The sequence below is a fragment of the Acinetobacter sp. YH01007 genome, from assembly GCF_013420425.1.
Lineage (GTDB): Bacteria > Pseudomonadota > Gammaproteobacteria > Pseudomonadales > Moraxellaceae > Acinetobacter > Acinetobacter towneri.
Map to the genome: position 1 here is coordinate 18,926 of NZ_VOYC01000019.1, position 24,604 is coordinate 43,529.

The 24,604-nt window shown below is 42.8% G+C and carries 25 protein-coding genes, 2 tRNA genes and 1 pseudogene; 13 read left to right on the forward strand and 15 right to left on the reverse strand.

All coding sequences use genetic code 11. The annotated features are described in order from the left end of the window. Positions 1-13 precede the first annotated feature (13 nt). A complete protein-coding gene (locus FTT74_RS10715) occupies positions 14-619 on the reverse strand; it encodes a hypothetical protein (RefSeq protein WP_004974369.1) in 606 nt (201 codons plus the stop codon). A 344-nt stretch (positions 620-963) separates the two neighbouring features. On the opposite strand from FTT74_RS10715, the gene FTT74_RS10720 reads away from it, so the two are divergent. Together FTT74_RS10720 and FTT74_RS10725 are read left to right on the forward strand one after the other, a co-directional pair. Further along, positions 964-2,040, forward strand: a complete 1,077-nt coding sequence (locus tag FTT74_RS10720) for a DNA/RNA non-specific endonuclease (RefSeq protein WP_178318876.1) — start codon at positions 964-966, stop codon at positions 2,038-2,040. 49 nt (positions 2,041-2,089) lie between these two features. Beyond that, on the forward strand, positions 2,090-2,335 hold the full coding sequence (locus FTT74_RS10725; protein WP_004974374.1) for a hypothetical protein: 246 nt from the start codon (positions 2,090-2,092) through the stop codon (positions 2,333-2,335). Between the two features lie 152 nt (positions 2,336-2,487). Here FTT74_RS10725 and aqpZ read toward each other — a convergent pair whose 3' ends face one another. Then, positions 2,488-3,138: an aquaporin Z gene (aqpZ, locus tag FTT74_RS10730; protein WP_179989034.1), complete on the reverse strand. Its 651-nt coding sequence runs from the start codon at positions 3,136-3,138 to the stop codon at positions 2,488-2,490. A 153-nt stretch (positions 3,139-3,291) separates the two neighbouring features. Then, positions 3,292-4,293 carry an AraC family transcriptional regulator gene (locus FTT74_RS10735; protein ID WP_179989015.1) on the reverse strand — a complete coding sequence of 334 codons (1,002 nt, stop codon included), beginning with the start codon at positions 4,291-4,293 and terminating at the stop codon, positions 3,292-3,294. Between the two features lie 127 nt (positions 4,294-4,420). Here FTT74_RS10735 and FTT74_RS10740 point away from each other — a divergent pair, with 127 nt between their 5' ends. Next, positions 4,421-5,032 (forward strand): hypothetical protein, encoded by a 612-nt coding sequence (locus FTT74_RS10740; RefSeq protein WP_179989016.1) that lies wholly within the window; start codon positions 4,421-4,423, stop codon positions 5,030-5,032. Between the two features lie 356 nt (positions 5,033-5,388). Here FTT74_RS10740 and hisF read toward each other — a convergent pair whose 3' ends face one another. Next, complete coding sequence (gene hisF / locus FTT74_RS10745; RefSeq protein WP_154320232.1) at positions 5,389-6,147, reverse strand: imidazole glycerol phosphate synthase subunit HisF; 759 nt, start codon at positions 6,145-6,147, stop codon at positions 5,389-5,391. A 113-nt stretch (positions 6,148-6,260) separates the two neighbouring features. Here hisF and FTT74_RS10750 point away from each other — a divergent pair, with 113 nt between their 5' ends. The 3 genes from FTT74_RS10750 to FTT74_RS10760 are packed head-to-tail and all read left to right on the forward strand — an operon-like array spanning position 6,261 to position 8,298. Beyond that, positions 6,261-7,211 carry a homoserine kinase gene (locus FTT74_RS10750; RefSeq protein WP_131260655.1) on the forward strand — a complete coding sequence of 317 codons (951 nt, stop codon included), beginning with the start codon at positions 6,261-6,263 and terminating at the stop codon, positions 7,209-7,211. A gap of 12 nt (positions 7,212-7,223) precedes the next feature. Further along, positions 7,224-7,853, forward strand: a complete 630-nt coding sequence (locus FTT74_RS10755; protein ID WP_179989017.1) for a DUF1294 domain-containing protein — start codon at positions 7,224-7,226, stop codon at positions 7,851-7,853. A 40-nt stretch (positions 7,854-7,893) separates the two neighbouring features. Then, positions 7,894-8,298, forward strand: coding sequence for a hypothetical protein (locus FTT74_RS10760; RefSeq protein WP_179989018.1), 405 nt, complete (start codon positions 7,894-7,896; stop codon positions 8,296-8,298). Between the two features lie 55 nt (positions 8,299-8,353). Here the strand turns inward: FTT74_RS10760 and FTT74_RS10765 are convergent, their stop codons facing one another. From FTT74_RS10765 to hisB, 6 genes are all read right to left on the reverse strand, one after another. After that, complete coding sequence (locus tag FTT74_RS10765) at positions 8,354-9,262, reverse strand: DMT family transporter (RefSeq protein ID WP_179989019.1); 909 nt, start codon at positions 9,260-9,262, stop codon at positions 8,354-8,356. A gap of 94 nt (positions 9,263-9,356) precedes the next feature. Then, positions 9,357-10,088, reverse strand: a complete 732-nt coding sequence (gene hisA / locus FTT74_RS10770) for a 1-(5-phosphoribosyl)-5-[(5-phosphoribosylamino)methylideneamino]imidazole-4-carboxamide isomerase (protein ID WP_004974395.1) — start codon at positions 10,086-10,088, stop codon at positions 9,357-9,359. Between the two features lie 67 nt (positions 10,089-10,155). Continuing rightward, positions 10,156-10,833, reverse strand: a complete 678-nt coding sequence (locus FTT74_RS10775; protein ID WP_004974396.1) for a hypothetical protein — start codon at positions 10,831-10,833, stop codon at positions 10,156-10,158. Between the two features lie 169 nt (positions 10,834-11,002). Beyond that, complete coding sequence (locus tag FTT74_RS10780) at positions 11,003-11,473, reverse strand: DUF805 domain-containing protein (RefSeq protein WP_004974398.1); 471 nt, start codon at positions 11,471-11,473, stop codon at positions 11,003-11,005. 246 nt (positions 11,474-11,719) lie between these two features. Next, on the reverse strand, positions 11,720-12,337 hold the full coding sequence (gene hisH / locus FTT74_RS10785; RefSeq protein WP_179989020.1) for an imidazole glycerol phosphate synthase subunit HisH: 618 nt from the start codon (positions 12,335-12,337) through the stop codon (positions 11,720-11,722). Beyond that, the gene (hisB, locus tag FTT74_RS10790) at positions 12,337-12,930 is read right to left on the reverse strand and encodes an imidazoleglycerol-phosphate dehydratase HisB (RefSeq protein WP_096902642.1); all 594 of its coding nucleotides are present in this window, start codon (positions 12,928-12,930) and stop codon (positions 12,337-12,339) included. The genes hisH and hisB overlap by 1 nt, the downstream gene beginning before the upstream one ends. Positions 12,931-13,026: 96 nt before the next feature. On the opposite strand from hisB, the gene FTT74_RS10795 reads away from it, so the two are divergent. The 6 genes and pseudogenes from FTT74_RS10795 (at position 13,027) to FTT74_RS10820 (ending at position 16,601) form a co-directional block, all read left to right on the forward strand. Beyond that, on the forward strand, positions 13,027-13,404 hold the full coding sequence (locus FTT74_RS10795) for a GNAT family N-acetyltransferase (protein ID WP_096902643.1): 378 nt from the start codon (positions 13,027-13,029) through the stop codon (positions 13,402-13,404). A gap of 525 nt (positions 13,405-13,929) precedes the next feature. Continuing rightward, positions 13,930-14,005, forward strand: a tRNA-Phe gene (locus FTT74_RS10800). 134 nt (positions 14,006-14,139) lie between these two features. After that, positions 14,140-14,215, forward strand: a tRNA-Phe gene (locus FTT74_RS10805). A 331-nt stretch (positions 14,216-14,546) separates the two neighbouring features. Next, complete coding sequence (locus FTT74_RS10810) at positions 14,547-15,047, forward strand: hypothetical protein (protein ID WP_225530211.1); 501 nt, start codon at positions 14,547-14,549, stop codon at positions 15,045-15,047. Positions 15,048-15,372: 325 nt separating this feature from the next. Further along, positions 15,373-16,107 (forward strand): annotated as a pseudogene (locus FTT74_RS10815) (class I SAM-dependent methyltransferase). A 98-nt stretch (positions 16,108-16,205) separates the two neighbouring features. Further along, a complete protein-coding gene (locus FTT74_RS10820) occupies positions 16,206-16,601 on the forward strand; it encodes a hypothetical protein (protein WP_004974410.1) in 396 nt (131 codons plus the stop codon). Positions 16,602-16,706: 105 nt separating this feature from the next. Here FTT74_RS10820 and FTT74_RS10825 read toward each other — a convergent pair whose 3' ends face one another. The 3 genes from FTT74_RS10825 to ompR all read right to left on the reverse strand — a co-directional run bounded on the left by FTT74_RS10825 (position 16,707) and on the right by ompR (position 20,932). Continuing rightward, a complete protein-coding gene (locus FTT74_RS10825) occupies positions 16,707-18,230 on the reverse strand; it encodes an acetyl-CoA hydrolase/transferase family protein (protein ID WP_004974412.1) in 1,524 nt (507 codons plus the stop codon). A gap of 308 nt (positions 18,231-18,538) precedes the next feature. Beyond that, the gene (locus FTT74_RS10830) at positions 18,539-19,999 is read right to left on the reverse strand and encodes an ATP-binding protein (RefSeq protein WP_004974413.1); all 1,461 of its coding nucleotides are present in this window, start codon (positions 19,997-19,999) and stop codon (positions 18,539-18,541) included. A 168-nt stretch (positions 20,000-20,167) separates the two neighbouring features. Next, a complete protein-coding gene (gene ompR / locus FTT74_RS10835) occupies positions 20,168-20,932 on the reverse strand; it encodes a two-component system response regulator OmpR (RefSeq protein WP_104852661.1) in 765 nt (254 codons plus the stop codon). 347 nt (positions 20,933-21,279) lie between these two features. Between ompR and FTT74_RS10840 the strand changes: the two genes are divergently transcribed. Next, the gene (locus FTT74_RS10840) at positions 21,280-23,631 is read left to right on the forward strand and encodes a Tex family protein (RefSeq protein WP_096901295.1); all 2,352 of its coding nucleotides are present in this window, start codon (positions 21,280-21,282) and stop codon (positions 23,629-23,631) included. Positions 23,632-23,719: 88 nt separating this feature from the next. On the opposite strand, the gene FTT74_RS10845 is transcribed toward FTT74_RS10840, so the two are convergent. After that, positions 23,720-24,031, reverse strand: coding sequence for a hypothetical protein (locus tag FTT74_RS10845; RefSeq protein WP_019838218.1), 312 nt, complete (start codon positions 24,029-24,031; stop codon positions 23,720-23,722). Positions 24,032-24,130: 99 nt separating this feature from the next. Then, positions 24,131-24,427 carry a hypothetical protein gene (locus FTT74_RS10850; protein ID WP_004974421.1) on the reverse strand — a complete coding sequence of 99 codons (297 nt, stop codon included), beginning with the start codon at positions 24,425-24,427 and terminating at the stop codon, positions 24,131-24,133. Positions 24,428-24,604: the final 177 nt, after the last annotated feature.

The following is a 24,604-nucleotide window of genomic DNA, read 5'->3' on the forward strand; positions in this document are numbered from 1 at the left end:
TCTTAAACAGATCTTATTGTTCCGTATCACTTGGTTGTAGATGGCTTAAATCTATATCGTTTACATCTGCGCCCTGTGCCGCAGGTGCTGTGGTTTCAAGCCGTTCAGTCGTGGGCAGATTGACTGCTGCTTGTTCAGATGCAGCAGGGTTTTGTGGTGCAGCATTTAGCGCTTCTGCGGTGACATCCACATCATCGCCAGCATTTACAGGTAAATCGGCTGAAGATGACAATAATGGCGCAGAGGTGGCTTGTATGTGTTGTTCGCTCACTTGCTCTGCCTGCGCTGCGTGTTGCAGTTCGGATTCAGTCCCGACAGGCATCGTCATCGGTACATTGTCTTGAGCCAGATTGGCTTGTTCGGCTGAAATTTGGTTTGCAGGCTGTTGCGCTATATTTTCTGCTGGACTTGTTAAGTTTGTATCTGTACTCGGTACAATGCGTATCTGACCATTGGCGATTAATTCTTGTAGTGAGCCTGCTTGCCCATTAATCGTGGTGCTTATTTTGACTTTAGATAAACTTTCTAAAGTATCACCTGCTTGAATGGGTGGTTCGGCAAAGGCAGAAATGCTGATACTGCTACCAACCAAAGCACAAGCAAAAAGATGAAAACGCATGTATTTCTCCATCAAAAATCGCAAAAATAAAGTTAAAACCAATTTAAATCGTCAATGACATCCAGCTAGAGCAGCGCAATGCGCTTGGGTGTCGCTGAGCGATGTTTTTAAGGTGTATTTAGCTTGGCAGATTCGCTAAAACGGATGCAATCAAATCTACCAAACTTGATCTAGACTGATGTCAAAAGTGCTTAAAACTCAGGCTGTGTATGGCTTTTGTGGTGTTATGGCGCGGGTTTTGTTTAATTGTTAGACGAACAAGAGGTGCTTCATATACAAGCTGTGAGTGGATTGTTAAGCTCGGGCAAACTCTGCGGATTTAGAGCGAAGTCACAGTAACGGTTATGGCAAGAAAACGGCGCAATTCCAACAACATTTGGACTCAAATTTTCAATCAAAACAGCTTGAAAGTGCTACTCGGTGTAGTGGCAACAGGGAGTTTTGTGATTGCTTTTGGTCAAGAAAAAATTAGCCAGTGGACTTCACTGGTGCCGAGTTCAGGAAATAGTGCTTGCCTAACCCAGTTCTATCGAGAAACGCCGCCCTATTTACTGAAAAATAGCCTGCAAAAAGACAGCTATCCGCTGTGTTTTAATGACTTTAATGTGATGTATTCAGGGGTATCCAAAACCCCGTTATGGGTGGCAGAAGCCTTAACACCAGCGCGTTTGAGTCAGCGGATTCCACGTGAAGATAACTTTCACGAAGAACCGCGCGTCAAAGCCGAGCATCGTGCGACTTTGCTGGATTATCGTGGTTCGGGTTATGACCGTGGACACATGGCACCGAATGCCGACATGACCAACTTGGCAGCCCAGTTTGACAGTTTTTCTTTGGCAAATATGGTGCCGCAAGCCCCTAAAAATAATCAGCAGGTCTGGCGTGAACTTGAAGAAGCCACCCGAGCGGTGGTGACTAAGCAAAAGCAAGATGTGTATGTGATTACGGGGCCAAGTTTTAATGCCAAGCGTCTAAAAACCATTGGGCAGGGCGTTATTGTGCCGACTGCGGTGTATAAAGCTGTGTATATGCCCAAAACAGGCGCGATAGGGGCTTATTACGCGCCCAATAACGACTCGTTACAGGTGCAAGTGGTGAGTGTCTGCTATTTAGAAGAACAGTTGGGCATTAATTTATTCCCACAATTAAGTGAAGAACAAAAGCGCAATACCTATAAATTGCCTTTGACTGCAAATGCTGTAAAAGCCAATACACCGATTGCCTACTCACATTGGGATGCAGAAAGCCAGTGCGCAGAAGATGTATCTGCTGAGCAATTACAAGCCTTGCAAACCGAATTTAAACGCTCAGGCAGTAGTCCTGCATCGGGTGCTAGCATTGATGCAGATACCCAAGATGTAATTGTGAAGCAATTGATTGAAGCTTTATTGCAATATATTTTACAGTTGTTGAAATCTTAAACTGGGTTAAGATGATGGATATTGCATCCTTCATGCTAAGGTGAATTCAATGTTTAAACCGTTTCAAAATGGGACTGAATCACATGCGATTCATGACTTAACCTTAGAAAATGATTTAGATTGCATCAATGTGTATGGCAATCTGCAAATCAGCAAAGATCAGGCGGGTTTACAGGCAGCCAAAGCACTACAGGCTTTTTTGAATGAAGTTGTTGCAACTTTGGAGCAGACTCCGAATCTGCCTGAAAAGTTAGATCGTCCCGAAGCGGGTGAAATTGAAAATCCATTTTTATAATGGATGCCATCTCAAGATATTAAATCTACTTTAATCTGCTCATCTAAGCCATTAAAAAGCCCGCTCAAACGCTTGAACGGGCTTTGTTGTTTTGTGTGTTTTTAGATAAATCCCAGACATCTTGAAAAGCTGTGGATTTAAAGTTTTGAAGATCAGTCTTCAGCTTTTGCCATAGCGCGATACAGCACCGCACCAATCACCGCACCTACAATCGGTGCAACCCAGAAAGCCAAAAGCTGGCTGAGTGCTGCAGTTTCAGCAAAGAACGCCACACCTGTACTACGTGCAGGGTTCACGGAAGTATTGGTTACAGGAATACTGATCAGATGGATTAAGGTCAGTGCCAAACCAATTGCAATTGGAGCAAAACCTGCAGGTGCACGTTTGGCGGTTGCACCCATAATCACCATCAAAAAGCCAGCAGTGAGTACCACTTCAATCAATAATACTGAACTGAGGGCATATTTTCCTGGAGATAAATCACCATAACCGTTGGTCGCGAAACCGCCTGTGCCTGCAAAACCTGCCTGACCCTGTACAATCAGATACAACACCAGTGCGGCCAGAGTCGCACCAATAATTTGTGAAATAATATACGGTGCGAGTTCTTTGGCTTCAAAACGTCCACCTGCCCACAAACCAATACTGACTGCAGGGTTAAATTGACCACCTGAAATGTGCCCAAGTGCATAGGCCGCGGTTAATACGGTCAGACCGAACGCGAGGGATACCCCCACAAAACCAATACCCAATTCAGGAAAAGCTGCAGCCAATACCGCACCACCACAACCACCAAATACCAGCTAGAATGTGCCAGCCAGTTCTGCGAAATACTTATTCAATTTGATTCTCCAGTGCTTATTTTTTGAGTTAATTAATCAAACTTCAATTAAATTTATCGCATTTTAGATCGATATTGTGATGAATTTAACATAAATTAAAGTAAAAAGAAGCAATCATGAAGCACGTTGCATCCGCCATTGTTGTGGTGTGTGCTGCGTCCATTGTTTAAACGCACGCTGAAAGGCACTTTGTTCTGAATAACCCAGCAATAGCGCAATTTCTTGCAGACTTAAATGTGGGTCTTGTAAATATTGTTCTGCCAATAAACAGCGTACTTCCTGCATGCGTTTTTGGTAGGTCGTGCCTTGCTGTTGCAAATGACGTTGCAACTGACGTACAGAAATATGTAATTGCTGAGCAATATGTTCAATTTGATACATATTTTTTTGCAGCCCCGTCAAAATGGCTTGCTGTAAACGCTGATCGGTTTGGGTGCTATTCGGTAGCTTTTCCAATAAGGCTTGTGCCTGTTGCAACAATAAATGCTGTAAGGTCTGATCGCCCTGATGAAAAGGTTTTGCCAGTTCGGAAACAGGCAACAACACTTGGGTAATTGGCTGAGAAAAGCGCACTTTACAATGAAAATACTGCTCATACAGTGCAATATTTTTGGGTGCAGGATGATGAAAATGTACTTCGTGCAGGCAAATATCTTCAAACTGCATAAAGTGCTTCAAAAATTCCATCATCAAGGCAATGGCAATTTCATCGGTTAATTGTGTGGTCATGTGCACGGATAATTCTGACCAACGAATGGATAAGTAATCGTTTTGTGCTTCGACCTGCAATGGGCCACCATCGTAAATCAAGCGATGAAAATCGTGGTAACGCTGTAATGCTTCGCCCAGATGATCACAGGACAAGGCTAAATATGCAATGATGCCTAAATGTTTGGGCTGCACGTATTTGGCAATTTCCAAACCCAAAGCAGGTTGTGGTAATTGTTGCTCCAAAGTGCTGAGCAAGTCACGCCAGAGGGCATAATCAAAACGTTCCAGATTTTGAATCTGATGTAATTTTTCTGGAATGGGCAGCTTTTTTGCTTGGTAATAGCACATCAATAAATGCCCTAAGCCACCATAGATCGAGCCCGTATACTCTTTGAATTGTTGCATGTGTTATCGGTTTATTTTTGTCGTCATTTGTCAATGATATTGATTTTTTTGGTCAAGATCTAGTCAATCTCACATGCCTATAGTGAACATCAGAGTCAAGATGTCCTGTGTTTAAGGAGAAATAGCGATGTGGAAAGGATTTCTAGCAGGTTTGGTGGTTGCCAATGGCTTTGAATGGGTGGCACATAAATATATTTTGCACGGAACGCATCGAGCAGGGCAGCGCCGTTATAGCCCTGTGCCCGAAAGCATGAAATCACACTGGGAACATCATCGTGAAGTGCGTAAAACCAGTTTTCACGATCATGGCTATGTCGAAGGGATTCGCAACTGGCGTACCAAAAATGAAATTGTGTCTTTGGCTGTCGTGGCAACGGTGGCCAGTGGCGTGTTCTATCCAATTTCTAAGGGTATGAGTTTGGCTGCGCTATATAGTGCTGCGAATTATTATATTCACCGTCGTGCGCATTTAGAGCCAGAGTGGGCAGTTAAGAAAATTCCGTGGCATTATGACCATCACATGAACAGCAATCAGGATGCGAACTGGTGCGTGACCAAACCGTGGTTTGATTATATTTTAGGAACGCGAGTCATTTCAGCACCTGCCTTACAGGAGCAAAATCCGTTAGGCATTGCCTTACCTCGGGTGATTGCACAGGGTTTAAACCATTTGTCTGCTGCATATTTTCCTGCCAAATGGGTCGAGAAAAAATTAGCTGTGGCAGAGCAGTTATCTTAACTGTATTGCAGCAAATGAAGGTTTGTACTGACAGCTTGGGCAAGTCTTGTCGCAAATGGTCAATGTTTTTGGTGTTTTTGGTCAATATTTCAGCTAAAGCTCTGCGTATATTGTGTGCAGTGAAATATCCACGGATGTTTCGGTTGAATATTGTGTGATGATAAATTGATTTTGTTGATTATTTTTTTATAAGTCTATTTAAAAAGATAAAAGAACCTCAGCGCTGTGGTTTTTTGAGTTGATAGGAGTCTTCGGACTCCTTTTTTTCTGCCTAAATTTTACCTTTACTTCAATTTTAAGCTAAAAAAAGTGCAATCCTCAGATTGCACTTTTCACAGTTCGTTTGCACTATGATTTTACAAACGCATTTCAATGCCTTGTGCTGCCAAATATTGTTTGGCTTCAGGAATGGTATGCTGACCAAAGTGGAAAATTGAGGCTGCCAGTACCGCATCGGCACCGCCTTTTAGAATCCCATCGGCCAAGTGTTGTAAATTACCCACACCGCCAGAAGCAATGGTAGGTACCATTACACGGTCATTGATGGCACGCATGAGCGCCAAGTCATAGCCTGCTTTGGTGCCATCGGCATCCATTGAGGTGACCAACAACTCACCTGCGCCGTAGTCCGCCATTTTCACAGCCCATTCAATTGCGTCAATACCAGTGGGTTTACGACCACCGTGGGTGAAAATTTCCCATTTGTTATCACCCGTTTTTTTCGCATCAATAGCAACCACAATACATTGTGCGCCAAAACGTTGTGAGGCTTCTTGCACAAATTCTGGGTTAAACACGGCTGCAGAGTTAATGCTGACTTTATCTGCACCTGCGTTCAATAATAGGCGAATGTCTTCAACCTTGCGCACGCCACCACCTACGGTTAGAGGGACGAACACGGTTTCAGCCATACGCTCTACAGTACGGTAAGTGGTATCACGACCATGATGGGTAGCAGTAATGTCTAAAAAGGTGATTTCATCGGCACCTTGTTCATTATAACGACGCGCCACTTCTACAGGGTCGCCCGCATCACGAATATCAAGGAATTGCACGCCCTTGACCACGCGACCATTATCTACGTCTAGGCAAGGAATAATACGTTTCGCTAGCATAAATTTTTCCAATTATTACAGCCGATTATGAAACTCACCCACACAAGCGCTACACCTTGGCAGATGGAGCGGGTATTCTATCAAACTTAGCTCAGGTTTTTCGCAGGTTTTCTATGTCGGTTTATACTCCTTTGACTTTAAAGGAAGTTCAGGTCTTTGCAGCGCCTTATGGATTGGAGGTGGTCGAGCTGATTCCCATTCAAGGGGGGATTCAAAATACCAATTATTTTTTGCGCTGCGACAATCAAAACGAGTACGTGCTGACCATTTTTGAAGAATTAGATCAGCAAGCGGCAGGTGAATTAATTCCTGTATTGCAGCATTTGGGGCAAGCGGGTTTGCCTGTGGCAGTGCCTTTATCCTATTCGGGACAAGCCATTCACCAATTAAAAGAAAAACCTGCACAAATTGCACCGCGTTTAATTGGGCAGCATCCGACACTGGCAACAGTGGCGCAAGTGGAAGCGATTGCGATTGCACAAGCCAAAATGCATGTGGCGTTACAAAATTTTCCTTTGCAGCGCGATCATGTACGTGATCATGCTTATTGGGCAGGGGCCGCACGCCAATTAAAACCAAGCATGCATGTGGCCGATCAAGCCTTACTGTCCAAACTTTTGGGCTTGTATGAAGCTTTAACCGCAGTCTATCCGCAGCGTCCCAAAGGTTTTATTCACTCGGATTTATTCCGTGACAATACCTTGTTTGCAGATGATCAGTTGCAAGGCATTTTAGATTTTTATGAATTAAATCAAGATGAATTGCTGTTTGATATTGCGATTACGCTGAATGATTTTTGTACCGATTTTCCTGAGCTGAGCTTAAATGAAAGCAAGGCGATTGCATTTTTAAATGCCTACGAAACGGTGCGTCCTTTAACCCAAGACGAAAAAGCCTGTTTGGAACTGTATTTGGCAATGGCGGCAGGACGTTTTTGGTTAATGCGTTTGCAGGTGGCTGCTAAAAATGCGGCAGAAGGGCGGACAGGCGCAGATATTTTGCAGAAAAATCCAGATGAAATGCGGAATATGCTGATTGAACGCTTAAAGTTTGTGACAGCTTGAGGGATATAGAACATGCGTGATCAAGGGCGTTTAGTCGAATGGTTTGATGAGCAGGGTTATGGGTTTATTCAGCCGAATGACCACCAAAAAGATCGCGTGTTTTTACACATTAAGGACTTCGCCCGACAAGGGCCACGTCCAATTGTGGGCTGTGCCTTGGAATATACCGTAACTGTGGATGAGCGCGGACGTTACCGAGCGCAGCAAGCGGTGTATTTAAAAGCTTCGCAGACCAAAGCAGCCAAGGCAGCTGCTGTGAGTGCGAAAACATCCGACAGCACGCAAAAAATGCAGCCGATGCAAATATTGTGTGTGGCTTATATTGTTGCTTTAGCTTTGCTGACGCTGTTGGGATTGCTCAGCGGCATGTTGTTATTATTCATCAGTTTGATGAATGCGCTGAGTTATTGGCTGTATGCACAAGATAAAGAAGCTGCACAGCAGGGTGGACGTCGTATTCCTGAAAATAACTTGCATATTGTGGCTTTTTTAGGGGGTTGGCCTGCAGCATGGTTAGCACAACAAAAATTACGCCATAAAACACAAAAACAACCCTTTGGTAAGATTTATTTTTGTACGATAGGCTTAAATATCTTTCTGATTTTATGGATGATTTCTCCGTTGAATCAGCTTAACATCTAATTGGGAATATTGTTCCAGTAACAGGCTTATCAGGTGCATTATGTCAGACGCAGAACATTCATATTCAGTAGATCAAGACCCACATCGCTTATTGACCATGATTTTATATGTGCTGTATATCGTGGCGATTTTTTCTGCGGGGATATTGGCCGTGATTGCCTTAATCATCAACTATTTAAAACGTAGTGATGTACAAGGTTCAATTTTTGCCAGTCATTTTACTTGGCAAATTCGCAGCTTCTGGTGGTATCTGTTTTGGAATATTGTGGCCTTTGTGCCGTTCTTTTTGGTGTTCTTTAGTCCAGATGCGCAAAGCTTTGCCAGTATGACTTTGGCTGCGACACTTTTCTGTATCGCAGTGGTTGCTATTTCGTGGTTATGGATTGTTTACCGTGCTATACGCGGTTTAATTCGCGTGAATGATAATTTACCGATGTATCATTAAATTCACGTTCGTTCGTCTTTTTAAGATGTTTTGAGCGATCTTGCCTAGATGCTGTTCATTCAACTTTTTGGGATGATGTGTTTCGTTTTAAAAATTTTGGTCGCCATTCGCTGACCAGCACGCCTAAAACCACCAGTAGTCCACCGAACAACGCCAGAACTGCCAAGCGCTCGCCTGCCAAACGTCCAATCAATGAGGCCCAAACAGGCTCACCTGCATAAATAATAGCAGCTTGCGCAGGGTCTACTTGTCGTTGCGCCCAGTTCATCACCAATTGAATCACGGCACTGGCAATGCCTAAGCCGAGCAAAACAGCAAGGAGTGACCACTGAAATTCGGGCAATTGAGTTTCTCCAACCCATGGTGCAATCGCAAAACACAATAACGATGCACAACCCAGTTGGATGAGGGTAACGCGCTTTAAATTGACCCGATTGGCAAAATAGCTAATTAAAATAATTTCAAAGGCAATCGCAATTGAACCGATTAAAGTAATGGCTTGTCCAAAACTTAACTGAATTGCGCCTAAGCCATTGCCTGTTAAAAAGACCAAGCCTACAAATGCCAAAATAGCACCCAACCAAGTCATGACATGCGGACGTTGACCAAAACATAACCACAGCAATAGCGGTACAAGCGGGACATACAGCGCCGTTAAAAAGGCCGATTCGCTACTGCTGATACTTTGTAAGCCAATGGTTTGAGTGACATAACCTAGCGCAATGACTGCGCCTATGGCAAAGCCTGCATAGAGTTCATCGATGCTAAAACCACGTAAGCTTCGCCATGAAATCAGCCCCACGGCCAACGTGGCTGCGGCAAAACGTAAGCCTACAAACAGTACGGGACTGCTGAAGTTCAAACCGTATTGCACGGTAATGAAGGTTGCACCCCAAATTAAGGTAATCAAAATGAGCGCCAGTTGCGGGGCTTTGCTGCGAAGCATTGGTGAAAGCTGAGACATAGAACCAGTGGGAGATGAAGAAAACTCAAAATGAGTAAAATAAAATCAAAATAAAAAAGAGGTCCGCAGACCTCTTTAAAAATACGCGGCAGAATTACAAAGATTGCTCATCTAAAAGCAACTGTGCCTCACGCAGGCTTAACGTGCCTTCGTAAATTGCACGACCTGTAATCGCACCTAAAATGCCAGGCTGACCTTTTAGGTTGCGTACGTCATCTAAATTGGTCACACCGCCAGAAGCAATCACGGGTAAGCCTGAATATTGCGCCAAGTTTACGGTTTGTTCTACGTTCACACCTTGCATCATGCCATCACGGGCAATATCGGTATAAACAATGCTAGATACACCTGCATCGGCAAAACGCTTAGCTAAATCTGTTGCCTTCACGTCTGTGACGTTGGCCCAACCATCAGTAGCCACCATGCCATTCATGGCGTCAATGCCGACAATGATGTGTCCTGCAAATTTCTTGCAGGCTTCTTCTACAAAAGTAGGCTCTTGTACGGCTTTGGTACCAATAATCACGAACGATACGCCTGCATCCAAATAGTGTTCGATGGTTTCGAGTGAACGAATACCGCCACCAATTTGAATTGGAAGATCCGGTTGTGATTTTGCAATCGCTTCAACCACAGGTTTATGAATTGGCGTACCTGCGAAAGCGCCGTTTAAATCGACTAAATGCAAGCGACGCGCGCCTTCATTTACCCAGTGTTGTGCTGTTGCCACTGGATCGTCAGAAAATACAGTATCATCTTCCATACGACCTTGTTTTAAACGAACACACTTGCCATCTTTCAGGTCAATTGCAGGGATGATCAGCATGCTTTCGCTCCTTGCCAAAAACTTATTGAATTCAATCTGTGCATCTTAACAAAGTATTGTTAAATATCTAAGCATCTGTTGTAGGTTTTGTTTTAGAGGGACGAATCCGCAATTTGAGCGAACTGTTTGGGATATGCTCGGGCAATAGACCCAAACGCCCCAATTCTTCAAATATCAACACAGGTGCGTAGGCATCGGCGGCAGCATAGGCAATTTGTGCTTCACTGAGCTGTTTGCATGCCCAGTTTGAGGTGCTGATACTTCGGCTTTTAGGGAAATGAACGTGAAATAATAATGCCATGGCATTTTTAAGCCCAAGCGGACTTTTAAAACCAAAACTGCCAAAACATTTGGATAGTTCAATCACGCTATTCAGTTGTATACCTTTTTTACGAAATAAATGGGCATCATTTTTCAGCCCAAAACCTACTTTAATTTGATCGCGATTGGCAAAAACTGGCTGCAAAAATTGCCAAATGTCATCATTGAGCTGAAATAGATAGGCTTTTTCTAAGGTTGCGAGCTGAATTAAATGCGGGCCTGTAGAAACTTCGCCTACATTAAACGTGGGTTTAGATTCAGAATCGAAACCCAAGACAGCTGCGGTTTTCAGTTCAGCTTCAATTGCTAGACATTGCTCTAGATTTTGAATCAGTACAATATTTTGACGCGCAATATTTTCAAACAGTGGCAATTGCCGAATTTCATCAGGGCTAGGCAGGGTACGCAGACGAGTGAGATCCATAACATTCAAAGCGGTAAAGAAGCGGTTTTAGCCTAAAGCGTTTTGCGGAATTTGGCAAAGTTTAAAAGATTGAAAATGCTGTGCAGGACAAAGATTGCAGCGAATATCCTGAAAAAATAGCCCAATAGATGGGCTATTTCGAAATATCAACCAAGTGGAATATTTTTGCTTAGACGTTGCTGAATATACCTGACAAGAAGCTGCCAATAATCGCCAAAATCATCAGCACAATAAAAATCCAAGCCAGTACTTTTTCCCAACCTGCAGTTTCACGTACCGCACCATAGCTATTTTGACGATCATCGCCAGGTGCAAATACCAAATATAAACCCATAATAATATTCACCAAAGGCACCAAAATCAGCAAAGATAACCAGCCAGTATGATTGCGGTCATGCAAGCGGCGGATGGTGAAAATAAAGCTAAAATAGAACGCAACGATATAAATGATCACGAGCAAGATCATGCCGATGCCCATAGAGCCAGAGCCGAGCTCTAGCAATAAATTGGGTGCAACAACGGCAATAATTGCAATCAGTACTGCAAGCCCCAAGCTGAGCAAACAGTTCCACGCTAAAAATGATAATCGACCAAAACGCCCCGCTGCACTGAGTGCAGAATCTTCTACATATTGACTCATTGTTGTAATTCCTAGATTTTTTGAATTTTCTGTCGCACAGCATATATTTGCGAAAAATCTTGTGAGATATTTCTCTCACATCGCAAACATAGACCAATTATCGACAGCCCCTCAGTTTATTTTGAATAAAAAGGTATAAAACGCTTTAATTTTAAACACAAATCAGTGTGCAATAACAGTGAAAAACATTCACGCATAAATAAAGCCGAGATTAACTCGGCTTTAAAGGGAGGATCATCTTGAAGGTTAGATGCTCCATTCCACAAAGTTTTTTAGTAACTGTAAACCCACAGTGTGACTTTTTTCTGGATGGAACTGTGTCGCAAATAAGTTGTCTTGATGCAGAGCCGTACAGAACGTTAAACCGTAATCACAGGTCGCAGCCACGATTTTTTCATCTTGTGGTTCGACATAAAAACTATGCACGAAGTAAAAACGTGCATCTTGTTCAATGTTGTTCCACATAGGGTGGTTCGGGTCACGTTGATGTACCTGATTCCAACCCATGTGTGGCACTTTTAAACCTGCTACTTCAGGAAAGCGTTTGACTGTACCTGCAAAAATGCCCAGTGCATCTGCTCCGCCATTTTCTTCGGAATGTTGCATCAGCGCCTGCATGCCTACACAAATTGCAAGTACAGGTTTATTAAAGACCGCGTTGCGTACCACGTCATCAATGCCAGCTTCATGCATGCCTTGCATACAATCACGCATAGCACCCACACCTGGAAACACAATTTTATCGGCTTGTGCAATCAGTTTTGGGTCATTGGTCACATCTACCGTTGCACCCACATGCTCTAAAGCTTTCGCTGCAGAGTGTAAATTTCCCATGCCATAGTCAAGAAGGGCAATTCGGGTCATTAGAGTGTTCCTTTGGTTGATGCCACTGTATTTTCAGCACGCGGATCGACTTCACATGCCATGCGTAAAGCACGTGCAAATGCTTTAAATACGCTTTCAATTTGGTGGTGGCTGTTTTTACCTTTGAGGTTGTCGATGTGCAGTGTCATTAATGCATGGTTGACAAAGCCTTGGAAGAATTCTGAGAATAAATCCACATCAAAAGTACCAATACGTGCGCGGGTAAATGGAATATCCATAAATAAACCCGGACGACCCGATAAATCGACAATCACACGGCTTAAAGATTCATCAAGTGGTGCGTAAAAGTGACCGTAGCGTCGTAAACCTTTTTTATCGCCCAAAGCTTGAGCAAAAGCTTGTCCAAGCGTGATACCACAGTCTTCTACAGTGTGGTGATCATCAATTTCCAAGTCGCCATCACAATGAATATCAATATCAAACAAACCGTGTCGCTTGATTTGATCAATCATATGGTCTAAAAATGGAACTCCAGTGTTGAGTGTGCCTTGACCCGTACCGTCCAGATTCACACGAACTCGAATTTTAGTTTCGTTGGTATTTCTCACCACTTCACTGATACGTTGGGTCATAGACACGTTCCTCAAAAAACGTCAAAAATGATTGATGTAAAATGTTTTCGCTGTGACGAAGTCTCAGCATATTAGATTGCTCAGGAGGGTTAATCAATGCCTATTACCGTACATGCCTATACTTCACTGGAAAATACCGAAGTGCGCAGCCAGCTTGAGCGACTGTATGATACCAGCCCTGAATTTGGCGATGGGCAAGATGCGGTAAGCCAACTTGAGCAGAACTTGGCTCAGTATACCCTACTTTACACGGCAGAATTTAATACTAAAGTGATTGGTGCGATTTGGTGCACAGGGCAAGATGATCATCGTACGCTTGAATATATTGTGGTGCATCCTGCAAACCGTGGTCGAGGTGTGGCAGATCGTTTGGTGAGTGAGGTGTGCCGTATGGAAGAAGCCAAAGGTGTGCAGCACTTTCAGCCGGGTTGTGGTGCGATTCATCGTTGTTTGGCGCATTTGGGTAAGTTGTGAGTTTTTAAAAAGCTGACGTTGTGTCTGTCTTTTCAGTTTATCCGTATAGGTCAAAATTAAATTAGTATCGAAAATCCCTTCTCTTGCGCCATATATGGCTCAGGGATGAGGAATATCTTCCGTAAGAGGATGATGGGGGATTGAAGTATGGTTTTAATCGGATTTGTGAAAGAAGTTTATCTAAATCCTATATTGTTTTTTGTGCTTGCACAGCCACAATTTTTAGCTAAGGTTTAAATAGCTTTGCGTAGGCATCTTCCTACTTTGGCAAGACCCAAAGTAGGCAAAAGTCTTTTGTTACCCATACACGACATCCTTGTCGTGATGGGTAACGTGGGGCATCCGTGCCCCACATTCGCGTATCGGAAGTTTGTCAAAATTTAATTGGAAAAGAACTCATTTTTAAATTTTTGGGTGATATTTCAGCAGAAATAGAATGAGGTTGCTGTAAAAGTAAACATTTGCACTGAAAAGCGAAAAAGACTATTGACGATTTACAGCTGAAACTGTTTAATACGCGTCATTGGCGTGATAGCTCAGTCGGTAGAGCAACGGATTGAAAATCCGTGTGTCCCCAGTTCGATCCTGGGTCTCGCCACCATATTCAAAACGGTTAAACGTTTTCAATCCCTGATCCCATCAGGGATTTTTTTTGCATAAAATTTATGCGATCAAATAAAAAAGTGATGATTTTTATTGACTATTCAGCCGAGATACGGCTTAATACACGGCATTGGCGTGATAGCTCAGTCGGTAGAGCAACGGATTGAAAATCCGTGTGTCCCCAGTTCGATCCTGGGTCTCGCCACCATATTCAAAAAGCCTCAAACACTGTTTGAGGTTTTTTTTTCGCCTCTAGGTTGGTCATAGAGAATTATAATTACATGCAAAGCGCATTAAAATTCCAAGAAAAATTGCATACCCATAATAGATTTAAGAAAGTGAAAAAGACCGTTTATCCGAGTCAAGGTGAGCCAAAATTGATTTTCAGGTAGGCTATAAAACGTATACGGTTGCAGTGAAAAATTTTTTTCTTGCATGGTGTAAAACTGCATTGTCCTGAAATTACGTTGCGAGACAAGTTTATGAAATTTATAAAAATATATCCTTTGCTGCTGATATTGGGCTGTCCATGGAGCATGATGGTCCACGCGGATGACGCGGTGACCTTACCCACCCTGCACGTACTGGCCGAGCCAGAGTTACGTACAGAAACCGGGATTGTGCCGTATCAGAATGATGAAAAAAATCTCCGTGCTTTACAGCATCAAGTTATTCGTAATTCACGTGAAGCACAAAACTTTATGATCGACAGCCATGTGGTTGCCAATCTGGAAATTCAGCCCTTACAAGCACAACCCGACCTAAATTCGTTATCGCCCTTTCTACAACAGTATGTATTGAGTATTGCTCAGGGTTTACAGTCGAGTGATCCTACACAAGGCTTGTATATTATGTTGCAACCCTTTGGTATAAACCGTAGCAACAGTATGCAGCATATTGATCGTAGCAATAGCAACAGTATGCAGCCCATCGATCGTGATATGCATATACAGCTCGACCTGAAAAATGTCAGCATTGGTACGATTGAACATTCTATAAATAATTTTTCTGTACCTGAGCTACCGACACCGAAAAAGTAATCATTTTTCTTTTGAAAAAATCCTTAGCTTTGCCAGCGAAGCCTATATTTGCCGCCGCGAGAAAGTGGCAAATGCCTGCGCAGTTGAAAATTGGGGCTGTTTTCAGCCTGTGAGCTAGTCATGTTCTTCAGAGATCATTACTCCGTTATATGCTCAGCCAGTCGGGAACCACCGGGTCAGTTTTAATCCTGCCCAGAGCTGGAAATTGGCTCCATACGATGTTAAATATTATCAATTGAATGATCAGCGGGTGCTCATTGCCCAGACCAGTTTTAGAATTGATCAGGTCATTGATTAAATTTATAAATATTATGAGCATCGTTAAATGAAAGATCTGTTTTCTGATGACAGCTTGCGCTATAAACAGGCCCGTCCGGCTTATTCTGCAGAAATTGTCCAGGAAATTTTAAAGCATGTACCTGAACGAACTTTTGCCTGGGATTGTGGTGCCGGTTCGGGGCAGTTTACCCAGTTATTGGTACCACATTTTCAGCAGATTTTAGCCACAGATTTAAGTCAAGCACAGTTGGATTTGGCACCGCAGTGGGCAAATGTGAGTTATCGTATCTGCTTGGCGCAAGACAGCGGATTGGCAGATGCGAGTGTGGATTTAATTACCGTTGCACAAGCGATTCACTGGTTCAATTTTGATGCCTTTTATGCCGAAGTGCATCGGGTGCTAAAACCGAGTGGAATATTTGCTGCGGTGGGCTACGGTCTGATTCAAGCTGTAGATCCTGAGGTGAATACCGCAATTCAACGCTTGTAATTTCAGACCTTAAAAGGTTGTTGGGATGCTGAACGTCGTTATATTGATGACTTATATCGCACGATTCCTTTCCCATTTCAAGAAATCGTGACACCCGAACTTTGCCTGAAATATCGTTGGTCGGCAGCACAATTGCTGAATTATTTAAACACTTGGTCGGGACTGCAGCATTATTTAAAGCAACATACTGATACGCCCTTGCTTGAATTACAACAATTGTTGCAGCAGCAACCTGCTCAGGGCTTGGAAATTCAGTTTCCAGTTTTGCTGCGTTTAGGTCGCTTGGTATAAAAAGTCAATGTATTGAGTGATTTTTGAACTTAAAATATAAGTTGGTGAAAAAAGGATGTTTCTCCACAGGTGTAATTTACCTATGTGCGAGGTGTCCAATGTTAAAATTTTCTCTCCCTATTTTATTCAGTCTTGCGCTGAGTCTCCCTGCGACTGCTTTTGCCAATCTTGATCAGCCTTTACAGGTCTTGGATGATTGTGCATTAAGTGCAGAATATGGGCAATCCAACAGCTTAAATTTGCTGCATGATCAATACCGTTTTACCGCGCAAGATGTGGTGAATCAAGTTCGAGCTGAACAAAACCTAGACTTAGCAAGCAAATTTGCAACTTTGGGTTCTCGTTTTTATATCAACCCGCAAGGTCAAACTGTGCTGCAAATTCAACGTGATGTGGTGTCTTTGGGTGTGATTGAAACCACACTCAGTGTGGATGGTTTACGCCAGTTAGGGCAGCATTTTATAGATGAATTTAAAGCTTTGGCATTTGAGTAAAATGGAGTGCGTTGTCGCAAATGACCTTGTGACAATCTAAGACATAAAAACTTAAGACATAAAAAAACGCCCTGAAAAATCAGGGCGTTTTTTATTGCACGCGAATTATGCTGGTTGCGCAGATTCTTGTTGTGCAGGAGTCAACATGTGACCGTGTTCTTCGAAGTTTGCATGCCAAGATAATGCTTCACGAAGTAGGTGAGGAGTGTGACCACCTTTTGCACATGCACGCTCAAAGTAATCATTCAATGCATTGCGGTACATTGGGTGTACACAGTTGTCGATAATCGCACGAGCGCGTTCACGTGGTGCAAGACCGCGTAAATCTGCTAAACCTTGCTCAGTGACTAAGATGTCAACGTCGTGTTCGTTGTGGTCTACATGCGCAGCCATTGGAACGATAGATGAAATGTCACCGCCTTTCGCAATCGATTTAGTCACGAAAATCGCCAAGTGTGCGTTACGCGCGAAGTCACCTGAACCACCAATACCGTTCATCATTTTGGTACCGCATACGTGGGTTGAGTTCACGTTACCGTAAATATCAAACTCAAGTGCAGTGTTAATGCCAATGATGCCTAAACGACGTACTAACTCAGGGAAGTTAGAAATTTCTTGTGGACGTAAAATGAATTTGTCTTTGTAGTGTGCAAGATTACCAAATACGCGATCACCACATTTTTCAGACAAGGTCATTGAACAGCCAGAAGCGAACTTCATTTTGCCTGCATCAATCAATTCAAACGTACAGTCTTGGAGTACTTCTGAGTACATCACCAAGTCTTCAAAGTTAGAGTGTTTGAAGCCTGTTAATACTGCGTTTGCAATTGAACCGATACCTGCTTGTAAAGGTGCCAAGTTTTTCGGTAAACGACCTTGAGCTACTTCGTTTTCAAAGAATGCGATCAAGTGATCTGCAATTGCTTGAGTTTCGTCATCTGGATCGGTCACGTTAGATGGAGAGTCAAGCAAGGTATCGTTAAATACAATACCCACAACTTTTGCAGGGTCTAACTGAATACCTTTGGTTCCAATACGTTGTTCAACGTGAGTTAATGGCACTGGACCACGTGTTGGACGTGCTTCAGGAATATAAATGTCGTGTAGGCCTTCAAATTCTGTGCTTACAGTGGTGTTGATTTCGATAATGACTTTATCTGCATATTCAACAAAGCTTGCAGAGTTACCTACAGAAGTTGTTGGAATAATTAGGCTGTCTTCAGTAATTGCAACTGCTTCAACAATCGCGATGTCTGGGCGTTTTAGCGTATTGTTACGCATTTGCTCAACAGTTTCAGACAAGTGTTGGTCAATGAACATAACTTGACCTTGGTTAATTGCTTTACGCAAAGTGTTGTCTACTTGGAACGGCATACGACGAGCCAAAACACCTGCTTCAGTCAATTGCTTGTCTAAATCATTACCAAGACTTGCCCCAGTAATTAAGTCAATTTTTAAAGGGTTGGTTTTAGCGCGTGCCACCAATGCAAGTGGAACAGCTTTTGCTTCACCCGCACGAGTAAAGCCACTCATACCTACGGTCATACCATCTTGAACGAATTCAGCAGCTTGTTCTGCGCTGATTACTTTGTCGTGGAGGGAGGCTAAACGGATGCGATCTAAAGACATGGCGAACTCTCGTAAAATACTAGACTGATACCGATTGTACCGATCAAAAAAGGTATTTTGCATAGGTGTTAGGCTAAGGTCTAATTTTTTGCCTAAATGGTGGTATAAAAATATAAAATAATACATAAATAATTGAATTTAATCGTTTATTTATATATCAAAAGGTAAATATTACAATTTGTTTGATATATTTTTATACAATTTTGATATGCACCATCTGAATTTTTTACTTTGATCGTCCATCCGATTTGCTGTTGGTCTGAAATTGGTATATAGCAAGCCAGATAGAGATCAAAAGCGTCAGCCGTTTAGAAGTGTTCACTCAAACTTTGTTTGATTTTTTCCAGCGTGCCAACATTATTTTTTTCTTCAACGATTTCAGGTTGTAACGGCAGGGTAATGATGGCTTCAAGACCACCGTGTTCACGGTTTTGAATGGTGAGCTCGCCCTGATGAATATCGACAATACGTTTTACAATTGCCAAACCTAAGCCACTGCCTTGTACAGTACGTGCTTCATTGCCGCGTACAAAAGGCTGCATTAAATCGGCAATTTGGTCTTCTGGAATGCCTGTACCGTTGTCTGCCACGCTAATCCGAATGTGTTCATCCAGCACTTCTGCAGACAACTCAATTGGCTCTGCACCATAGCGTTTCGAGTTATTAATCAGGTTGCCAATCAGACGTTTCAGCGACAAACTGCGCGCCTGAATTAAAGGTAATTCTTGTGCGTTAAAGCGAATATCCAACGGTTTAAATTGAATAATCAATTCCTGCAGCAAAACATTTAAATCGGTTTCTTGTAATTCTTCATCGGAACCATCACGCATATAAGAAATGAATTGATTTAAAATCGCATCCATATCTTCTACATCGTAAATTAAGCCTTCTTTTAAAAAATCATCATCGGGCATCATTTCGGCACTTAAACGAATCCGTGTCAGTGGCGTGCGCAGGTCGTGTGAAATACCTGCCAACATGATACGACGGTCACGTTCAGTCTGTTCCAAGGTATAAATCATGTGATTAAAGGCTTGGTTGACCTCACGAATTTCCTGCGGACCGTGATTGGTTTCTAAATAAGGTGCTTTGCCTGTTTTACTGTAGCTATTGGCGGCATTTTGCAGACGACGCAAAGGACGATTCAGCTGACGTACTAGAGTTAAAATAATTGCTGCAGCTAACAGTGGAATACCCAAAAGCCAGCCAAAGACCAATTCAGGGCTGTAGTTGGCATAGGTTTTAAGGGGTTCACGTACCCAGTTGCCATTCATTTCTGGGGTTTGAATCCAAATACGCGGGCTTGGTTTGAACTGGAAATAGACCGTGACATCCTGCATTTTTAATTCAGTTGCCAGTTTCTTTTCTATTTGTTGGGTAAAAAACTCTGCAATGACTTTTTCCCGTACATTAGGAAACTCACGTGGATCGGTTACATATTCAATGCCGACCCGATTTTTAAGCCACGCATCGACATCGACTTCGGCTTCATTGTGAAAAATGCGCAAATCTGGATTGTTTAAAATTTCCAGTTCAACCGCTAAATAGCGGGCGTGTTGTTGAATTTCAGGTAAATACAAGGTGCGCCAAAAGAACCACAACGACATAAACAGGCTAAACAACACCACAAAAACCACCAGTACCGTGGTGCGCATGGCTGCAGAGCGTGGTTTGATTTTGTCCAGAAAACGCTCCCAGCGGGTACGTTTCTTTTCAGAATACGCCACATAGTCGGTAAATTCTTGTGGGTCGATGGGTTCGAGTTTCACATCTTGTCCTGTGGCAGAGGTTGTAAAGCGAATTTAGTGAGTGAAATTTTATGATGAATATACTTGTTATTGGAATGTCTGTTCTTTAAATCTAGCACAATGATCGGTGTGCATAAATGTTGATCATTGCATGAAGATGTGAGGCTGAAGCCTCACATCATTTTCAACTTATTCCGCACCATCTGGAACAAATACATAACCGACACCCCAAACCGTTTGAATATAACGTGCACGGGCAGGGTTTTCTTCAATTAAACGACGTAAACGTGAAACCTGAACATCAATCGAACGCTCCATCGCACCCCATTCACGACCACGCGCCAAATTCATTAACTTGTCACGGGTTAAAGGCTCACGAGGATGTTGTACCAACGCTTTGAGTACTGCAAATTCACCTGTAGTTAGGGTCACGACCTGACCTTCACGTGTCAAAGTACGGGTCGATAAATCTAGTGACCATGGGCCAAAACCAACCACTTCCATTTGCTGACTTGGTGCACCTGGTACCTCGCGCACTTGACGACGCAATACAGCACGAATACGCGCTAACAGCTCATTTGGATTAAACGGTTTTGGTAAATAATCATCTGCACCTGCTTCAAGTCCTGCAATACGGTCAGAGTCACTGCCGCGAGCCGTCAGCATAATAATTGGCGTGTCGATGTTAGATTGACGTAAACGACGGCAAATACTTAAACCATCTTCAACAGGCAGCATAAAATCAAGCACGATTAAAGAGAACAGTTCACGCTGTAACAAACGATCCATTTGTGTCGCATCGTGGGCAGTTTTGACCACAAAGCCCTTATCTTCCAAGAAACGCTGTAACAGGGTACGTAAACGCACATCATCATCGACAACGAGAATGCGTTCAACGCGGTCAGTTTCGCTGTGTACGGCATCTGTTTTTTCAGCAGGTACAACTAAACTCATGATGTGCTCCTTTATTCTTTATTGTCATCGTAAACAAAAAGTTGAGTTGGCTTTGAGTATACGATTCATTGGTATCTATTGCCTATGCTCTAAAGCAACAAATATTGCAGATAAAATCAAGACATAGATACCAAATATATACAGCATTCCCATGCGAAAAACTGACATATTTGTCCGTTTGAGTCTAACATAAGCCTGAATTTTATTTAGATTTATAAAATTTAGCCGAATTGGCAAAAATCGCCAAAAAACCACCATTTATAAAATTCATAAAACAATTGTGGATTTTATAGTCTTGGTCTTTATAATCATGGCTTTTAGTACTTATCCTTGTAGGATCACACACGATGACTGACTTAGTTCAGCAGTTAGCAAAAGAACTTGCCGTACGACCAAATCAAGTAGAAGCTGCCATCAAACTTATTGATGAAGGTGCTAGCGTTCCATTTATTGCACGTTACCGTAAAGAAGTGACGCAAGGTTTAGATGACACGCAGCTACGTCAGCTCGATACACGTTTATCGTATTTACGTGATTTATATGAGCGTCGCGAAAAAGTAATAGAATCACTCAAAGAACAAGATAAATTATCTGATGATTTATTGGCACGGGTTAACGCTGCTGAAACCAAAAATGCTTTAGAAGAAATTTACGCGCCTTACCGTCCAAAACGCACCAGTAAATCGTTTAAAGCTAAAGAAGCAGGTTTAGGCCCAATTGCAGCGCAAATTTTTGCAGAACAGGTTGAGCCAAGCGAAGCTTTAGCAGGCTTTAGTCATGCAGACTATCCTGATGCAGACAGTCAGCTAGATGCGGTACAACACATTCTGATTGATGAATGGGCACAAAATATTGCCTTAACCACAGAATTAAAAGAAATTTTTGCCAAAACAGCGGTATTAAAAAGCTTGGTTGCTTCTGAAGAGAAAAAAGAAGTGGGCAAAAAATTCCGTGATTACTTCGATTTTTCAGAAAACCTCAACAAAGTGCCTTCACATCGCCTATTGGCGATGTTGCGTGGTCGCCAAGAAAACGTCTTGGGTTTAAAAGTTGATGGTGAAGACAGTGCACCTTTGGCACGTATTGAAACTGAATACAATTTAGATCAAATTCAGCCGCAAGCACGTCAGGACTTTTTAAAGCAAACGGCAAAATTGTTCTGGTTGGGCAAAGTGCGTCCACAAATCGAACATTCATTATTGACTGAAAAGCGTTTGGCTGCCGAAGCTGAAGCGATGGATGTCTTTGCAGAAAACTTGCGTCATTTATTGCTCTCTGCACCTGCAGGTGCGCGTTGTACGCTGGGCGTAGACCCTGGCATCCGTACAGGTGTCAAACTGGCTGTGGTGAACCAATCTGGCGATGTGGTTGCACATAGCACGGTTTATCCATTTGCACCTAAAGAAGACAAAGCAGGCGCGATTGAAGAACTTGCACGTTTATGCCGTGAGCACAATGTTGATTTAATCGCGATTGGTAACGGGACTGCAAGCCGTGAAACTGAAGCGGTTGTGGCAGAAATGATGGCGGCGCACAGTGACTTGAAATTAACACGTGTGTCTGTATCTGAAGCGGGTGCATCTGTGTATTCAGCTTCTGAATTGGCATCGCAAGAGTTGCCAGAACTAGATGTGTCGATTCGTGGTGCAGTGTCGATTGCACGTCGTTTGCAAGACCCATTGGCAGAGTTGGTAAAAATTGATCCAAAATCAATCGGTGTGGGTCAGTATCAACATGACGTGAATCAGGCAGGTTTAGCAAAAACCTTAGAAGCTGTGGTAGAAGACTGTGTGAACTCGGTCGGTGTCGATGTCAACACGGCATCTTCAGCAATTTTGGGTTATATCGCAGGTTTGAATAAAGCCATTGCACAGCAAATTGTTGAATACCGTAAAGAACATGGCCGTTTTGACAATCGCCAAGCTTTGAAAAACGTACCGCGTTTAGGCGAACGTACTTTTGAACAAGCAGCAGGTTTCTTACGTATTCAGGCAGGTTCTGAGCCTTTGGATGCTTCTGCAGTGCACCCTGAATCTTATGGTTTGGTAGAAAAAATTGTGGCTGCCAAAGCGACCACGGTTAAAGATATTATTGGTAATACTGAAATTATCCGTTCAGTGAATGCTGAAGAGTTTGTGGATGAGCAAGTCGGCTTACCAACTATTCAGGATGTTTTGTCTGAATTGGAAAAACCAGGTCGTGACCCACGTCCTGAATTCCGTACGGCTAAATTCCGTGAAGATATTACTGAAGTGGCGCAGCTGACTGAAGGCATGCAGCTTGAAGGTGTTGTAACCAACGTGACCAACTTTGGTGCTTTCGTGGATGTGGGCGTACATCAGGATGGTTTGGTGCATATTTCTGAGTTGGCCAATGAATTTGTGGCTGATCCGCATAAAGTGGTGAAACCAGGTCAAATTGTTCAAGTGCGTGTGTTGCAGGTTGATGTAGAGCGTAACCGTGTGAATTTATCGATGCGTCCTGAAGGTTCGGCTGCACCTGCAAAAGCAGCGCGTGCACCACGTCGTGATCAAGAACAGCGTACAGAGCGTAAGCCACAAGCGAAACGTCCACAGCAGTCACGTCCTCAGACTGAGCGTCCACAAGCGAAAAAACCACAAGCCGCTAAACCACAAGAAAATAAAATTGGTGGTTTAGGTGCATTGTTGTTACAAGCAGGGATTAAAGGTTCGAAGTAATTTTGAATTGCTCTAACAAAAAGCTCCCGAAATTCGGGAGCTTTTTGTTTTGCAGGAACATTTTTATATACAGATTTTTTGATGGATTTTAAATCAACGGTACAATCCAACTCACCAAAATCAGCATAATTCCCAAATGTCCAAGTTTACGAGTCACTGCGACTAGTTTTGACGGTGGTGCTTCAAGTTGGCGAGCATATTCCTGAAGATTTAAACCTTGTGAGGCTTTACTGCTAAATAAAAATACGCCCAAATCAATACAAATTAAAATCGTGCCGACATCGGCAACAACCTCTAAAAGTTCATATTCTTGCTGATAAAGCGCCGTTGCAACCTGATAACTCAGAAACAAGGCAAAGGCAAAACAGCCATACTGTAAAATGAGGGCCAGTGCTCGCATAATCCATTCAAAATACTTAAAACAGCTGTGTTATAGCATAAAAATGCGGTGCAATTGAATGTTTTGTTATGGTTGAGATTGTGGATCTTAAATAAGCAATTAACGGATTAAGCCTTGCAGAACAAAACTTGTGGCAATACTGCCTGCTGCCAATTTAGACATGAAATAACTGTAATTAGAAGAGGCAGAAACTTCGGACATCGCACCAGATGAATGCGACATGGACACGGCAAGTTGGCTGCGATAGCCCAATTCGACTAACAAGACCACCAGGCCTGTCAGTGTCATCACTTGAAATGTGTCTACATGATTGCGCGTAAGCTCAGTATATAAGTGATAAAAACTTAAGCCCGCAGCAGAAAAACAAAATAGCTTAAACAGATACAGAGTTTTCATGTGTTGTACCTTTCATTATTGTAATGTCATTTTGAATGCTATTTCTTAAACCAATATTAAAATCACATGAAAAGTTGCGGCTGCACAATTTAAAAATTGTTGAAGTGATGTTGTATTGTTGTGCGCTGTTCAACCTAAGCTGTAAAAACAAATAGGCGACCCGTAGGTCGCCTAAAG